Here is a 14,734-nt window from a genome sequence, read left to right as displayed (position 1 = left end):
CGGTCGTTTGTCGATCTGGCACTTGGGGTAGTCAGAAGGGAGTAGGAATCGCCGCGGCGAGGTGGACCCCGCAGCCGGTGGATCGACGTGCTCGGCTCACAGGCTCGTGCATCGTGACGCTATGAGACCGCAGGCAACGAGGCTTGCAGCTTTACGGAGCAGCGATGCCGTCAACGGCCGCTATGCTCGCCCGCCGCGAACCAGCGAGAACAAATACCGGGAGCGAGCTTCGGCGACGCCGCCAAAGCGAGTTCTAACGTAGGCGAATGCCGTAAGGGCGAGCCCTGCGATGATCGCCCCTGCCCGTCGTGCGGCGCCAGCCTGACCGCGCAGCGCGGCTCTCAGGTCGTTTACAACAGCGCGTGGCAGCACTTTCCGGACGTAGTGCCCTTCCGATCCGAGACCATCCTTTGGTCCGGCGAGGCCCGCCAACACGGCCTTGGCGTTGCCCTCGATGAGACAGCGGTGGACGAAGTAGCTCCAGGTCATGCGCTGGGCTGGCACAGCATGATGCACGCGTGCTCCCGGTCGATACGCAAAATAGCCGCCGGGATGGACGCGCGCAGCGCGGATGCAAAACTCCGTTTCCTCGCAACTCTCGGCCTTGCCGCCGAACGAGGCTCGCCCGCTGACGGAAAAGCCGAGCTTGCGGCGGCCGAGGTCGGAGGTGAAGCCACCTGCGCGGCGTAGCACGTCGGCGCGCACCGACATGTTGGCGCCTATGGGGTTGCGGATGCGCCCGTTGCGCACATGCATGCCGGCATAGGTACAGCCGACGACCCAGCGGAATTCGTCGGGAAACCATGAGGGTGGCGGCGCCCGCCACAGCGGCTCGACCGGCCCACCGGCTCCCAGAACGGCCGGATCCTGGTAGGCGACTAGCAGTTCCTCCAGCCAACGCGGGTCGGCCGCGGCATCGTCATCGAGGAAACAGATCACATTAGCGGTTGCATGGTCCGCCCCCGTCATGCGACCGCCCGACAGACCGGCTTCCCTGGCGTTGGCGAGGATCGTCGCACCCTCGATCTCCCGTGCGGCGCGTTCGCGCAAGGGTTCGTTGTTGTCTACGACCACGAGGATTTGCCGCGGAGCGAGGGTTTGATTCCGGACCGATTCGACCGCGCGGTTCAGTTCGTCCCAACGGTCAAGCGTGTGTGCGCAGATCACGACGGAAGCTTCGATCATGGGGTCTCCCGAAGGCTGCTGGCTGGAGGAGCCCGGCTGGAGCCGCGGATCTGCGCCGCTCGGGCGGTGGCGGCTTTAAGGACGTTCCAGATCGGGCTTCCGTCGTTGCGGACATCGAACTGGTCGTGTTCGTCGGCGGGAAAGCGTCCATTGTCCTGCCGCGACACCAGCCTCCAGACAAGCCAGCCGCCGCAATCCCGGTCGCGGGCAAGCGTATCGAGCCACCCGGCATAAGCCTCGGCGGAATTCCGGTTGGAGCGGGCGTAGCCGAATTCCTCCAGAAGAACAGGTTTCCTGGCGCGGCCGGCTATCCCACAAAACTCGGTGATCAGGTCATCGAACTGATGAACGGTGAGGTTGTAGTAAAGCGGATAGCCGTGCCAGGTGCCGAAATCGAGGGTCGGAATGGTGAGATCGGCCAACTTGGAGAAGATGTTGGCGTTCCCTGAGCTGACCAGATGGTTTGGGTCGAGCGACTTGACGTAAGCCGACATTTCGGCGGTCCAGTCCAGCCTGAGAGACTCGGGGCGTGCATTGCCCTCGTTCATCAGCTCCCAGGCCATGATGGTCGGATCATCGCGGTAGGCGATCCCTGTGAGCGGATTGATCCGCCGCACGACATGCTCGACCCAGGTTTTGTAGTCGCGCTTCGTGCGCGGATCGCTGAAGAAGAACGTCGACTTGTCAGTGCTTCCATACCAGGCCCGCATCTGCTGGGCGCCGCCGGTATAGTCCCAGAAATCCAGAAAGGCGACGATGAGCCTCAGATGGCGCTTTCCGGCCTCGGCGATGATGAAGTCGACTTTCTGCATGCCGTCGGGGCCGTCATTGATCGCCATCGCCTTCTTCGCCGAGTCCCAGTAAAGCAGGTCCGCGTGTCCGACCCCCAAATTGCTGGCATCGGCAGTCGGGTTCGGCCAGTTCCAGATTGTGGGAACGCTCCCGTCGCGAGACCCGATCACCGGCTGGAGAATGATACGGACGACGTTGGCGCCCATCGTAACCGCATCATCGAGAACGCGCGTGACCTCACCCTTCGAGGCGAAGGTGAGATAATGGTTGTTGACGCCGGTCACGAAGAACGGCCTGCCGCCTACGGTAAACGCCGTCCCGGAGGTTCTGACGAAGGGCGTTGCCGGCGGGGGGGCCGCCGCGGCCGCCGACGCGAACAGCAGCGAAAGCAGCAAGAGGCAAGCTCCGCGCAATACATTCTTCGTCCGTCGCCAGCCGACATTCATCGGAGCAGATGACTGCCTCCGGAAGCGAAGCGCAACAGCACCGAGGGGTTACCTCCTCTGCTTCGCGCTTCGAGACGTCGCACTCTTCAGAGTCATTGGCTGGATGCGTTTGCTGTGTAACAGCAGAATCCAGCCGCTTGAGGTTTTCTTGAAGTTTTCCCGGCCGGCTCTGGTCCATGAGCCTGGTCATGAGGTGCATCATGACGGATACCGACGTTGCAATCATTGGCGGAGGCCTTGCCGGATCGACGGCCGCAGCAATGCTGGGGCGCGCGGGCGTCGGGACCATACTCATCGATCCTCATCCGATCTATCCGCCGGATCTGCGCTGCGAAAAACTCGATGGGGGGCAGCTATCCATCTTGTGCAAGACCGGCCTCGCCGATGCCATTTTGCCGGCGACGACTTTCGACGGCAGCACACGCGACGGCAAAGCCTGGGTCGCGCGTTTCGGGCACCTGATCGACAAACGCCCGGGAGGCCAGTACGGCATCCTCTATGACGATCTCGTCAACGCGATGCGCGCCGCCATTCCTCCGAGCGTCCCGCGCATGATCGCAAAGGCGGTCGGCCTCACCGTCGGGGATGATCGTCAGCAGGTCTCGTTGTCGAATGGCACGAGCATTTCCGCACGCCTCGTCGTGCTTGCCCATGGACCGAGCGTCGCCCTGAAGGATCAGGTCGGCATCCAGCGCACCGTGACGAGCCCCTGCCACTCGATCACCGCCGCCTTCGACATCAAACCCGCTCATGCCGGCGCGTTCGATTTCGCGGCCCTGACCTACTATCCCGAGCGCACCCCCGACCGGATGGCCTATCTCACGCTGTTTCCCATCCGAACCTCGATGCGGGCGAACCTGATGGTCTATCGGACCATGGACGATCCATGGCTGCGCGACATTCGCCGTGATCCCGGGCGAAGCCTGTTCGCGTTGATGCCCAATTTGCGCCGACTGACGGGCGACATCGAGGTCGTAGGTCCGATCAAGATCCGGCCCGCCGACCTCTATGTTAGCAAAGGCCATCGGCAAGCCGGCATCGTCCTGGTCGGCGATGCATTCGCGAGTTCCTGCCCGGCCGCCGGTAATGGGACCGGAAAGGTTTTCAACGACGTCGAGCGGCTGTGTAACATCCATATCCCCAACTGGTTCATGAGTTCCGGCATGGCGGCGGACAAGATCGCCCAATTCTATGACGATCCGGTCAAGTGGGGCTATGATGAAGCCGCTGCGGCGTTTGCCTATCAGTTGCGGTCAATGTCGATCGAAGAGGGTTTTACCTGGAGCCTGCAGCGCTACCTGCGCTTTATCGCCCGCGGGGCGATCGGCTCGGCTCGCCGGCTCGGCATGATTGCTATTGCGGATCGCGTCGCATCCGAGGAATGGACACAGCGCCTTCGGAGTCTTGGGGATCGAGCCTAGAAGCCTTTCCACTCAGGGTTCGGTAACGCCGTCTTCGCGGCCGCGCCCGATCGTCTGATCGCATGCCGCATTCGGTTTCGCATGAGGCGAACGACTTTGTAACCCCGATGTTGCGCCGTTTCCACCGCAAAGGCCAGAGCGTTGCGCGGACGAACATCGATCAAGGCATCAACGAAGGTTCTTCGACCGGTCAATAACCGAGCCATGAATCCGCCAGGGAAAGAGCAGGAATCGACTGTTACGACATGACCGGATTCAAGCATGGCTTCAATCGCCTTATCGGCCAGCAGAACCCCTGGTGAGAATCGTGCGAAGGAAGCCTTGAAAGCTGTCTTCCATGTATAGGCTCGCTGGCCGCTGTAAAGCAGGACCTGCGCGGCAATCGCGTCGCCGTCGACACGCAGCAACGCGACAGAGGCCAGATCATGCGCTGCGAGTTTGTGAATAAGGCGACGGCTGAAACGGGCGTCGGCGGCATCGCACAGCAGCGCCGTACCCTCGTCTCCCTTCCAGCTCGCCGCTTCCAGCTTCAGAAAGATTTCGAACGCCGCCTCCGCTGCCGCCGGCGTCCGCTCATTGACGATCTCGACCGTTCCCACCGCGGAGAGCCTGTTCCAGTCCTGACGCAGTTTCTTGCGGGTCGAACCTGACTTTTTGGTCCCGAGTGACCGATCCGCAAAGGGCCGTTCGATGCGGAAAAGCTCCCGATGCCGGCCCGTGTCCGCCAGGTGCCGAAGCATCGCCGGATAGACAACAGGATCAGATTCGAAGGATCGCAAAACGATGACCTTGGGCAGATGCACGTCTCGCCTGACTGCATCGAAGAAGGCCGCCACAACGGCGTCGGCGCAGGCGCCGTCGATCACGGCATTCGAGGTGAAAGCGTAGTTGTAGGGCAGCGCCTCCAGAAACGCCGGCACCAATGGCAGATCGTGCCGTTCCCGCAATGCCCAAAAGCCGACCGGGCGACGCGGTGTCGTCATCTCGTCCCACGCCAGCAGAACGTGAATTTTGGCGAAGTCCGTCTCAGTCGCCGCGATCAGCGCCGCCGGATGCATGAACGCGTTGATATCCGATCGCGCAGCAAGATCGTCCCACACGTCGATGAGATCAGGTCCGACGGGCGAATAAACGTTTGCCGATATCGGCCCGCTCTCGGCCCTTTGCCAATTGACATTCATCGTGCCCACCAGACTACGGCGGAGCCAGAATGCAAACGGTCCAGAAGGGTTACCCCATCCGGTTTCGGATCTGATCGGTCATTCTCGTTAGGGTAGTGGTTGGCCGAGTTGGGTTGCGTCAATATCAGCAAGGTTCATGTCGAACTGACTTCGCTCCGGCGAAACCGGGCACAAGCAGGAACGATGGCAAACAAGAATGCGTGTCTGTCTGAATTTTGATTCATCCCGACTTATGCGCTGGCATGTGTGGCTGGCGCAGGCACTCGCCGAGGTGCCGGGCAACCAGGTTTTGCGCTCGTTCGCATCTCAATGCCACCCACTCCCGCCCGGTAGTCGGTTGCTGCTCGAACTCGAACGTCTGGTCTATGGTTTTCGCGGACGCGGCGCCATGGATCGCATGGAAACTGCGCTGCTATCCTTGCCGCTGCAATCGGCCGTTCAGGCGGACGTCGTGATCGACTTGAGCGGCGAAGGATCGCCGCCGCCGGCACGGCGCGTGCTGACACCGCTCTTCAATGGGGTGCCTAGCGAGATCGGCATCATGGCGGCTCTGGCGAACGATCAGGACCTTCTCATCGAGTTGCATGACACGGCACGTCCTTCGCATCCGTGGACGGCCCGTCCCGCCAGTCAGGACCGCGAGGTGTTCGCGGCGAGCCTCGATGGTGTGCTCTCCTGCGCTACCGCGCTGATCCTCAAGGCCTTGCGCGAGGAAACCGATTCTTCGGAGCCCGGCGGCGTGTCTCGTCCGAAGCTCACCACGCCTTCCTTTGGTGCGCTTTCCGCCTTTGCGTTAGCGACCGGCAGCTTCACGGCAAAGACAGCGAGGTTGCTCAACAAGGTCGCGACAGAGGGTAAGGCCTGGGCGGTCGGATGGCGGTTCGACCAATCGGCGAGCTTGCTCGACAAGGGCGAAGCGGCCTTTCGAATCCTTGCCGGCGGACCCTCCGGTTACGTCGCCGATCCGTTTCCATTTCGGCACAAGGGGCAGGATTTCATTTTCGTCGAACAGTATCTCTACTCCAAGAACCGCGGATGCATTGCGGTCGTGACGCCGGACCGGAACGGTGTCCCCGGCACACCCCGGATCGTACTGGAAGAACCACATCACCTCTCCTATCCGTTCGTGTTCGAACACGAGGGGCAGATCTGGATGATTCCGGAATCGGGGGCCGCCCGAAACGTCAGCCTCTACCGCGCCGTCGAATTTCCCTACCGGTGGACGCGCGAAGCCTGCCTGATCGAGGGCATCGAGGGTTACGACGTTACCCCGATGCGTCATGAGAAGGGCTTCTGGTTTTTCGTTTCCCCCAGACTGTGGAAGTCCTCGTCGTGGGACGTCCTTGATCTCTATCATGCCGACAGCCTGACTGGACGCTGGACGTCTCACGCTGCCGGTCCCGTGCTGATCGACGCCGGACTCAGCCGCCCGGCCGGCGCCTTGATCCGACGGGGGGAACACTTCCTCCGCCCGGCGCAAGACTGTTCACGCGGCTATGGCGGCGCGGTGACATTCTGCAGGATCGATGCGATCAGCGCATCGGAGTTCGCCCAGACACCCATCGGCCGCATTAAGTCCGGACCATTCGGATGTCATACCTACAACCGTCATGCCAACCTGGAGGTCATAGATCTCTTCGGTCAAACGCGAGGGTTGCAAGAGGTCAGGGTTTCTTATGTCCCGCTGGCGCCCGAAGCGCAAACCACCGGGGCGCTTGGGCAGCTTCCTGTCGCGGGCGACCTCGAAATCGGGCTAATGGTCCGATAATAGTTGCCGCTGCCGACGAAGGCCGAGGCCGGCGATTCCCTTTCGGTCGGTGAAGCCTTGTCACCGCATTGCACTTGGCACTTTTTTCTTGATACTTTTTTGATTGCTCTTTCGGCCAAGCGTCTCGCCCTCGCGCGCGATCATAATCCTAAGCGCGTCGCTATGGTCCTTAGCTTCCGCCTGGCGTGCCGGAGTTTCGCCTCGATACGGCGCTCCGGACTATCTTTGCCTATGACGATCCACTTCATGGAGTTCTCTGCATTCGCAAGACGGGACTTATGCCCGGCTGGGCCCGCCAGGAAATCGTAGCCGCGTTCGCCGCGCAGGAGGCTGTCCTCGATAGATAGCACGTGGCTGACGAGCCCGGGTTTGAGCCGGCCGTCCTGCTCGTAGAAAAAGCCGCTCTGGTAATTAAGCACATGGCCCTGATGCACGAAATTGTACAAAATCCCGATCGTCCGATCGCCAATCAGAGTCCGTGAGATGCGGACGGCACCGATCGGAACTCCGTGCGCGATGAGATCGTCGTGGAACGAGCGGAATCCTGGATTGGCGAAGGGTCCCTTGCGTCCCCAGCGCGACCGGTGAAAGCTGATAAGTTCGTCGAATGCAGCTAAAGCCTCCGATGTCGTTTCCATGGTCCGGTACTCAATGGAGCCCCGTTCCGCATAGAGTCGCATGGAGCGACTGACGGCCTGCCGTGTATTGCGGCCCAAGGTGGCGCGATAATCTCCACCCTTGCGGCGGACTTCGGTGAAATCAACCCACGGCGCCGTATCCGCCACTTTCACGTCTGTAACGAGATCGGTAAAGCAAGCGGCACAGCGAGCGGCGAGTTCAACAGACGGATCGATCCCCGACAGCACTAATTCGTCGGAGTGGCGCAAGCGCTGCATTAAGACCTCGAGACACGCTACCGTAATGGCGTCCGCCGAAGCTCTCTCCGCAAGAATACCGTTATATTCGATGAACAATCGGTCGAAACGAGCATCCCCGGTCTCGTTGAGCAGCCATCGCATTCGCGATCGCGGCCCGAGGCGCCATGTCCTCCGCCGGCAAACAATCGCCAGGCCGACGATCTTGCCTAATTCTCGAGCGGTTAGAACGTGTGGCTCTGCACCCTTCGGAAGATGCCGCAGCCAAGTTCCGATCCAAAGCCATGACAAATAGAATGAGTGGGTAGCCCGCGCTTCGAGCTCCTTCCAGTGGCCCTCAAGACCCGCGACGTCCCGCAGAATCTCCACGCTGACGTCGAGGACGGCATCCTGATCGATTGGGTCAATCGACACCGCGTGCGATGAGGTTGGTCGCAAATAATGGATCGTGGCGTCGGTCACCGATGTTGACGGCATCATTAGAATCCTTGCGGTCGGCTAACTGAGACGTGGCCGACTAACCGAAACGAGACTATCCGCATGTCGTTTGCGGCCGACGGCCCGAGACGATGGCGTCCCTCACGCAGGCACGGCCCGCTCTGATCGAACTTCGGTTGAAAGGAGCCGAAAGTGAAGGCACTTAGAGGGAGTACCTCTCCGGTGCCTTTGCATCCTTTTACCCCGTTCGGAAGCTTCGACGATATTTTCAGCTTGTCGCAGCAGCTTGCAATCCAATGAGACCGACGATGTCTCCGTAGGTCGCTATTCGTACGCGAGCACAGGTTTGAGCGCTGCTGCTGCCATCGAAACTGATCAACGCCACCGCTATCAGCGTTCACCGCACCATTTGAAAATCATGCGAACGACTACTCCAAAGGAGCTAATCACCTATCGCGCTTCCAATGCTGCGCCGCATCCGAGATGCTTCACCCGTAGAATGAAAAAGATCGCGAAGCCGTCGGTCAGAAGCCTTCGGCCGATACGAAGTCAGAAGCATTCGTCTCCGATCATTTTCGTCTGCATGCGGGATGCGGGAGTTTTCAATGGCAATATCAAGCGACCCCGTGGATGTAGCAATCATTGGAGCTGGACCTTACGGCTTGTCGCTGGCCGCGCATCTGCGCGCGCGCGGCACGGAGCATCGGATTTTCGGGGAGACGATGGGCTCCTGGAAAAATAACATGCCTCCCGGCATGTTGCTCAAATCCTATCCGTGGGCATCGAACCTGTCCGATCCGCGATCGGAATTCACGACCAAGAACTTCTGCACCGAACGCGCCCTGCCCTACCATGACGAGCTGATGCCGCTGCCACTCAGTCGGTTTGTCGAGTACGGCGAGGCCTTTCAGGCGCGGCATGTGCCGAACGTGGAGCACAAGACGCTGATGGCGCTGGAACCTGGCCCAGCGGGCTTTCGCGCCAGCTTCAACGATGGCGAAACGGTCGACGCGCGCCGCGTTGTGGTGGCGGTTGGCTTGCATCCCTTCAGGCGCCTGCCGCCCGAGGCCGAGCATCTGCCGAGCGATCTGTGCTCGCATAGCGGCGATTACGGTTCCATCGAGCCGCTGGACGGCAGGAATGTGATCGTGGTCGGAGCCGGATCATCCGCGACCGATCTCGCGGCGCTGCTCTGTGAGCGGGGAATTACGGTTTCGCTTGTGACGCGGACACCGCACCTGAACTTCGCCTGTCGCCCCCGACCGCGCGCCTTGTTCGAGCGCACTGCGGCCCCGATGAGCGGCATCGGCAATGGCTGGACCATGGCGATCTGCGCTAGGTATCCGCAATTGATCCGGCTTCTGGCACGGAATACGCGGGTCCGGCTCGCGAACTCCAGGGCGCATGGTCCCCTGGGCAGCGCATTCATGAAGGACCGGGTGGTGGGGAAAGTACCTCTGTCGCTCGGTCGCACGCTCGATGGGATCGAGACGCGCAACGGCAAGGTCGTGCTCAACCTCGTGGACGCCAGCAATTCACGGCATTCGCTGCGAGCTGATCACGTCATTTTCGCGACCGGGTACAAGATCGACATCACCCGGCTCGGTTTCCTGGACGAGAAGCTCGCGCACCGGATCCGCCGGATCGAGCGAGCGCCTCTGCTTTCGGCTCACTATGAGAGTTCGGTGCCCGGCCTGCACTTCATTGGCCCCGTCGCTGCGAACAGCTTCGGTCCGGTGTGCCGCTTCGTGTACGGAGCCTCTCACCCGGCCCAGCATCTCGCCCGCTACCTGTCCGCAGTCCTGCCACGTATCCGCCCCACGACCAAGCTTCAAACTGTTGAAAGCACGGTGCTGTCATGAATGCTCCCGTTCCGCGTATTCTTGCTCAAGTCGGTGCCATGCCGACACCTGTTCAACTGCCGATCAAGCGCCCGCCGGAGCCAACGCTGACTCTGCCCAAGGTCAGCTTCGTTGTCCCGACACTCAATGAAGCCAAGAACCTGCCCTGGCTTCTGCCGCGCATTCCGGACTGGGCGCACGAAGTCATCATCATCGACGGTCGCTCGACCGACGACACGGTCGCGGTCGCCCGCCGCCTGCGCAAGGATGTGAAGATCGTCATGGAGCCGAGGCGGGGCAAGGGCGCCGCCCTGCAGGCGGGATTCAGCGCCGTAACGGGCGACATCATCGTGATGCTGGATGCCGATGGATCCATGGAACCGGAGGAGGCAATCGTCTTCGTTGGCGTCCTCATGGCCGGCGCGGATATGGTCAAGGGCTCGCGCTTTCTCCAGGGCGCCGGGACCGACGACATGTCGCTGTTCCGAATGCTCGGCAATTGGGGACTGACGTGGGCCGTGCGGCTGCTCTATGGCGGATCGTTCTCCGATCTCTGCTACGGCTATGTCGCGTTCTGGACCAAGCACGTCGCGACACTTCACTGTGACTGCGACGGCTTCGAGATCGAAACGCTGATTAACGTCCGGGCTCTGAAGAACCGACTGAAGATTGTCGAGGTGGCGAGCTTCGAGGCTTCGCGCATCAGCGGCCTGAGCAATCTGCGCGCGCTTCCGGACGGCTGGCGCGTTTTCAAGACAATCCTGCGCGAGAGGATTTTTTCGCCGGTCTCGCTGGTTTCATACGGATATCCGTGAACCGAAAATTGCGGAATCGGTGCGGAAGCTGGTCACGAAAGTTGCGATGACGGTGAATACCGAGAAGGGAAGGACGGGCCGATGCGCATCCTGATGGTTGCCGCTCGCTGCCACCCCTTCATGGGCGGCATCGAAACCCACATCCAGGAGGTCGGCCCCCGCTTGGTGGCCCGCGGCCACACCGTTGACGTGCTCACCACCGATCCATCAGGAGAGTGGCCGGCCAAAGAGATGGTGCGCGGCATGAGCGTGCGGCGCGTGCCGGCATGGCCGAAGCATCGCGACCTCTACGTGGCACCGGGCATTTTTACCGCGATCAGCCGTGGGACTTGGGATCTCATCCATTTCCAGGGCTATGGCACTTTCGTGGTGCCCATTGGACTGCTGGCGACGCTGCGCCGCGGTCTCCCGTTCGTTCTGACCTTCCACAGTGGCGGACATTCCTCGCGGCTGCGCAACGCTGTGCGCGGCACCCAGCACGCGCTGCTGCGCCCCTTGATATCCAGAGCCGCGCAGCTGATCGGCGTCTCCGAATTCGAAGCCGATTTCTTCAGCGCGAGGATGGGCGTGCCCCGCGAGAGTTTCGTCGTCATCCCGAACGGCGCCGCCATGCCTCCTCCCCGTTCAAGCGTCATAGTCGATCCCAGCCTGATTGTTTCGAGCGGCAGGCTGGAGCGCTACAAGGGCCATCACCAGACGATAGCGGCGATGCCCGATCTAATCCGCCGGGTGCCGGATGCGCGACTGCATATCGCCGGCGCAGGCCCTTACGAGGGAGCGCTACGTAGCCTTGTCGAGTCGCTCGGACTCGAGAAACGCGTAACCATCGCGGCTATCCCTGGATCCGAGCGGCAAAAGCTGGCGGACCTGCTCGCGAGCGCCGGACTGTTCGTGCTGTTCAGCGAATACGAAGCCCATCCCGTCGCTGTGATGGAAGCTCTGTCGCTTCGCCGGCCGGTTCTCGTCAGCGACACCTCCGGACTGGGAGAGTTGGCCGCCAAGGGCCTGTGCCGGGCCATTCCGCTCGACGCCGGCCCGAAAGAAATGGCGACCGCCATGGCCGATGAACTCGAGGCCCGTCGACAGGTCCCGGATTTGGCGCTTCCGGACTGGGATGACTGCGCGCAGGCGCTCAGCGAAGTCTATGACGATGTGGTCAACAGTCGGCTTGTGAGCCGCGCCGCGCCGCGCGGCACGCCGCGGCCGCGTTCTGAGACGGGGACCCAATGCTCCTGATGCCGGCCCATTTTACCGCGGGAGCGAGCACCAAACCGCTCCAAACGGGGATGCGGTTTGTCTCCGCCGTGATCGGTCCCGACCTTCATGGCGACCGTGTCGAAGTTCAGCCGCGCCCTGCAAACTTCGGACTCATCGCCGCTCTGTGCCTGACGGCGGCCATCGCTTTACTCCTGATCGTGGCAGGGCACGGGGCCGGGCGCCGCGGCGATCAAGTGATGGCGCCGCTGTTTTTCTGGTCCGGTGTCGCTCTCCTCATTGTCCCGCTCAGTGCTCGCATCTCCTGGCCCCTGGTGGCCAGGAGCGAGCGCTTCTTCCTCCTGTTTCTGCTTGTCGAAGCCCTGTTCTACTACAAAGCCGTCCAATCCCCGACGAGCTTCGTCGGTCATGACGAGTTTCTGCACTGGATCGCGGCCGACGACCTCATGACGGCGCGACGGTTGTTCCTGTCCAACCCGCTTCTTGAGGTCGGGCCATCCTATCTCGCTCTGGAAATCCTGACGACGGCGATCGCCAATCTGAGCGGACTGTCGATTTTTGCGGCCGGAACATTGCTGCTGGTTACCCTGAAGGGCACGTTCGTCGTCGCTCTCTTTCTGTTTTACGAAAGGATCACGGGTTCTGCGCGGATCGCGGCGATCGGCTGTCTGGTCTACATGGGTTGCTCGACCTTCGTCCTGTTCGAGTCGATGTTCTCCTACGAGAGCCTCGGCATTGTCCTCTGCGTGCTGATCTTTGCGGTCGAAGCCACGTCCAGGGATCTCGTCGGGCCGCCGCGGCTGAGAGCCGTCGGATTCATGGTCTTGCTGCTGGCGGCACTTGCGGTCACGCATCACCTCTCGGCCGCCTATGCCGCCATCTATCTCGGAGCGGTCGCAATTCTCGATATCCTGCATCGGGACGGCCCGATGCGAACCGAGGCAAGATACGCCGCCTTCATCGCGATCGTTACCATCGCCCTGCCGCTCCTGTGGATGGAGGTCCGGGGCACCCAAATCACCAGTTATCTCGGCCCGGTCGTCGAAGGCGGCGTCAGAAACCTGCTTCGAATGCTCGATGGCTTGCTGTCCGCACACCGGTCGGTGACCACGACCTCGTCGGTGCCGACCGAGCCGTTCGCCATGCGCCTGACAACCTTGCTCGCGGTCCTGTTAACAGCACTCGGGCTGGCGACGGGATTCTTCCGGTCGCTGGCCCTGGCAGCGCCACGCGGGCGGACCGGCTGGCTTGCGATCAGGGAGATTATCGCACGACGCTGGCGCGACAGCCGCCTTGTGTTCCTCACCGTGCTGGCCTTCGGATTCCCGATCTCGGTCGTCTTCCGGTTAAGCACCGGCGGCTGGGAAATAGGCAACCGGATGGGGACGCTGGCGTTCTTCGGCGTCGGGTTGGTGGTCGCGGTGAGCGTCGTCCACTACTGGCAGGGCCGTTCGCCGCAAGGGTCGCAAGGGTGGCGCCGCATCGCGCCAGCGATTGCCCTGGCAGTGATCGTCCTTGGCGGCGTTACGAGCGCGTCGCTCAATCCGATCCAGGAACGTTACAAGGTCGGGGCCGACGAGCAATCCATCGAATCCATGGGGATTGAAACCGCGCTCTGGACCAAGGCCTGGCTCGGCCCGGGCAATCGCTTCACCTCCGACCGCATCAATCGTCTGCTGCTCGCGGGCTACGGGCGGCAGGATGTAAAACTCTCCGTTTCCCAAGGAGTCGATGCCGGGCGCGTGTTCAGGGCGAAGACGCTGGACTCCGACAACTATTGGGCCCTGGCGAACGGCGACGTCGATTTCCTGCTGGTGGATTTGCGCCTGTCCACGGCTCTTCCGGTGCTCGGCTTCTACTTCGAGCCGTGGGAGCCAAGGAGCGCGACGCCCCTGTCGGCCGCCGCGCTGCTCAAATTCGACAACGTCGACGGCATCACCCGCATCTACGACAACGGCTACATCGTCATCTACGATGTGAGGGGTTTGCATGGACGCTCCTAGCAATCGGGATCTTTCAGCAGCCTGCATCTGGGCGACCGCCATGGTGGCGGCCGTGGCAGTTACCGACAGCGTGTTGCTACGTGCCCTCCTGGGCGTGCCCATGGTGCTCCTTATCCCGGGCCATACGCTGCTGCGGGCCATCGGCGTGAGGACCAGATCGCTGCCCGAGCACCTGGCCTACGCGGTCGGAGCCAGCCTCGCCGCCGCAATCGCCGGCGGCTTTGCCCTGAACATCATAGGCTTCCTGACGCCGCTTGGCTGGGCGATCTGGCTTTGGGCCGTCACGCTCGGCACATCGCTGGTGACTGCTTGGCGCCGCGAGACTTTCGATCTGCCGCCATGGCCGCGGCCGACGGGACTTCGGCCCTGGCACGGGGCTGCGTTCGCTCTCGCAGTGCTGATCACGACCGGAGCCTACGCGCTGGCCGTTCGCGACGAATCAAGCCAGCAGCAATTCAAGTACGTCGCACTCTGGATGTTGCCGCCCGCCAACGCCGGCGCTGCCCGCCTCGCTGTCGGGGTCCGCAGCGCCGAGGCTCAAACCCAGCGGTTCGATCTTGAGGTCACCCTCAACGGGCAACCGCTGGCCATCTTCCGCTCGCTCACCCTCGTGCCGGGTAGCACCTGGACGCGGGAGATCCCGGTGCCCGTCCTGGCCACCACCCAGAAGGCCGAGGCCAGACTCTACCGGCCGGAAGACAATCGCCTCTATCGCAGCGTTTCGGCGCTGGTGCCTGGCAGCTGACGGCAAAGA

11 protein-coding genes are annotated in these 14,734 nt (G+C 62.1%); 7 read left to right on the top strand and 4 right to left on the bottom strand.

Going from position 1 to position 14,734, the window contains the following annotated elements:
* Nucleotides 1-180: 180 nt before the first annotated feature.
* On the bottom strand, nucleotides 181-1,185 hold the full coding sequence (locus V4R08_RS00855; RefSeq protein ID WP_335577600.1) for a glycosyltransferase family 2 protein: 1,005 nt from the start codon (nucleotides 1,183-1,185) through the stop codon (nucleotides 181-183).
* Complete coding sequence (locus tag V4R08_RS00850; RefSeq protein ID WP_335577599.1) at nucleotides 1,182-2,372, bottom strand: glycoside hydrolase 5 family protein; 1,191 nt, start codon at nucleotides 2,370-2,372, stop codon at nucleotides 1,182-1,184. Before V4R08_RS00850 ends, V4R08_RS00855 begins: the two co-directional genes overlap by 4 nt.
* A gap of 251 nt (nucleotides 2,373-2,623) precedes the next feature.
* On the opposite strand from V4R08_RS00850, the gene V4R08_RS00845 reads away from it, so the two are divergent.
* Entirely contained in the window at nucleotides 2,624-3,844 is a 1,221-nt protein-coding gene (locus tag V4R08_RS00845) for an FAD-dependent oxidoreductase (RefSeq protein ID WP_335577598.1), read from the top strand.
* On the opposite strand, the gene V4R08_RS00840 is transcribed toward V4R08_RS00845, so the two are convergent.
* Complete coding sequence (locus V4R08_RS00840; RefSeq protein WP_335577597.1) at nucleotides 3,841-4,710, bottom strand: GNAT family N-acetyltransferase; 870 nt, start codon at nucleotides 4,708-4,710, stop codon at nucleotides 3,841-3,843. The two genes, V4R08_RS00845 and V4R08_RS00840, sit on opposite strands and share 4 nt — an antisense overlap.
* Before the next feature lie 547 nt (nucleotides 4,711-5,257).
* On the opposite strand from V4R08_RS00840, the gene V4R08_RS00835 reads away from it, so the two are divergent.
* Nucleotides 5,258-6,793, top strand: coding sequence for a glucosamine inositolphosphorylceramide transferase family protein (locus V4R08_RS00835; protein WP_335577596.1), 1,536 nt, complete (start codon nucleotides 5,258-5,260; stop codon nucleotides 6,791-6,793).
* Nucleotides 6,794-6,933: 140 nt separating this feature from the next.
* On the opposite strand, the gene V4R08_RS00830 is transcribed toward V4R08_RS00835, so the two are convergent.
* A complete protein-coding gene (locus tag V4R08_RS00830) occupies nucleotides 6,934-8,130 on the bottom strand; it encodes a GNAT family N-acetyltransferase (protein ID WP_335577595.1) in 1,197 nt (398 codons plus the stop codon).
* 581 nt (nucleotides 8,131-8,711) lie between these two features.
* Between V4R08_RS00830 and V4R08_RS00825 the strand changes: the two genes are divergently transcribed.
* The 5 genes from V4R08_RS00825 to V4R08_RS00805 all read left to right on the top strand — a co-directional run bounded on the left by V4R08_RS00825 (nucleotide 8,712) and on the right by V4R08_RS00805 (nucleotide 14,725).
* Nucleotides 8,712-9,968 carry an NAD(P)-binding domain-containing protein gene (locus tag V4R08_RS00825; RefSeq protein WP_335577594.1) on the top strand — a complete coding sequence of 419 codons (1,257 nt, stop codon included), beginning with the start codon at nucleotides 8,712-8,714 and terminating at the stop codon, nucleotides 9,966-9,968.
* A gap of 38 nt (nucleotides 9,969-10,006) precedes the next feature.
* Complete coding sequence (locus tag V4R08_RS00820; protein ID WP_335577593.1) at nucleotides 10,007-10,762, top strand: glycosyltransferase family 2 protein; 756 nt, start codon at nucleotides 10,007-10,009, stop codon at nucleotides 10,760-10,762.
* A gap of 81 nt (nucleotides 10,763-10,843) precedes the next feature.
* Entirely contained in the window at nucleotides 10,844-11,998 is a 1,155-nt protein-coding gene (locus V4R08_RS00815) for a glycosyltransferase family 4 protein (RefSeq protein WP_335577592.1), read from the top strand.
* Nucleotides 11,989-13,980, top strand: coding sequence for a putative glycosyltransferase family protein (locus V4R08_RS00810; RefSeq protein ID WP_335577591.1), 1,992 nt, complete (start codon nucleotides 11,989-11,991; stop codon nucleotides 13,978-13,980). The genes V4R08_RS00815 and V4R08_RS00810 overlap by 10 nt, the downstream gene beginning before the upstream one ends.
* A complete protein-coding gene (locus tag V4R08_RS00805) occupies nucleotides 13,967-14,725 on the top strand; it encodes a hypothetical protein (RefSeq protein WP_335577590.1) in 759 nt (252 codons plus the stop codon). The genes V4R08_RS00810 and V4R08_RS00805 overlap by 14 nt, the downstream gene beginning before the upstream one ends.
* Nucleotides 14,726-14,734: the final 9 nt, after the last annotated feature.

Source organism: Nitrobacter sp. NHB1 (assembly GCF_036964665.1).
Lineage (GTDB): Bacteria > Pseudomonadota > Alphaproteobacteria > Rhizobiales > Xanthobacteraceae > Nitrobacter.
This window is presented reverse-complemented; position numbering and strand designations above follow the sequence as displayed.

Coding starts and splice junctions, on each gene's coding strand:
- V4R08_RS00815 (WP_335577592.1), top strand. CDS start 10,844: ATGCGCATCCTGATGGTTGCCGCTCGCTGCCACCCCTTCATGGGCGGC.
- V4R08_RS00845 (WP_335577598.1), top strand. CDS start 2,624: ATGACGGATACCGACGTTGCAATCATTGGCGGAGGCCTTGCCGGATCG.
- V4R08_RS00835 (WP_335577596.1), top strand. CDS start 5,258: ATGCGCTGGCATGTGTGGCTGGCGCAGGCACTCGCCGAGGTGCCGGGC.
- V4R08_RS00855 (WP_335577600.1), bottom strand. CDS start 1,185: ATGATCGAAGCTTCCGTCGTGATCTGCGCACACACGCTTGACCGTTGG.
- V4R08_RS00810 (WP_335577591.1), top strand. CDS start 11,989: ATGCTCCTGATGCCGGCCCATTTTACCGCGGGAGCGAGCACCAAACCG.
- V4R08_RS00805 (WP_335577590.1), top strand. CDS start 13,967: ATGGACGCTCCTAGCAATCGGGATCTTTCAGCAGCCTGCATCTGGGCG.
- V4R08_RS00825 (WP_335577594.1), top strand. CDS start 8,712: ATGGCAATATCAAGCGACCCCGTGGATGTAGCAATCATTGGAGCTGGA.
- V4R08_RS00820 (WP_335577593.1), top strand. CDS start 10,007: ATGCCGACACCTGTTCAACTGCCGATCAAGCGCCCGCCGGAGCCAACG.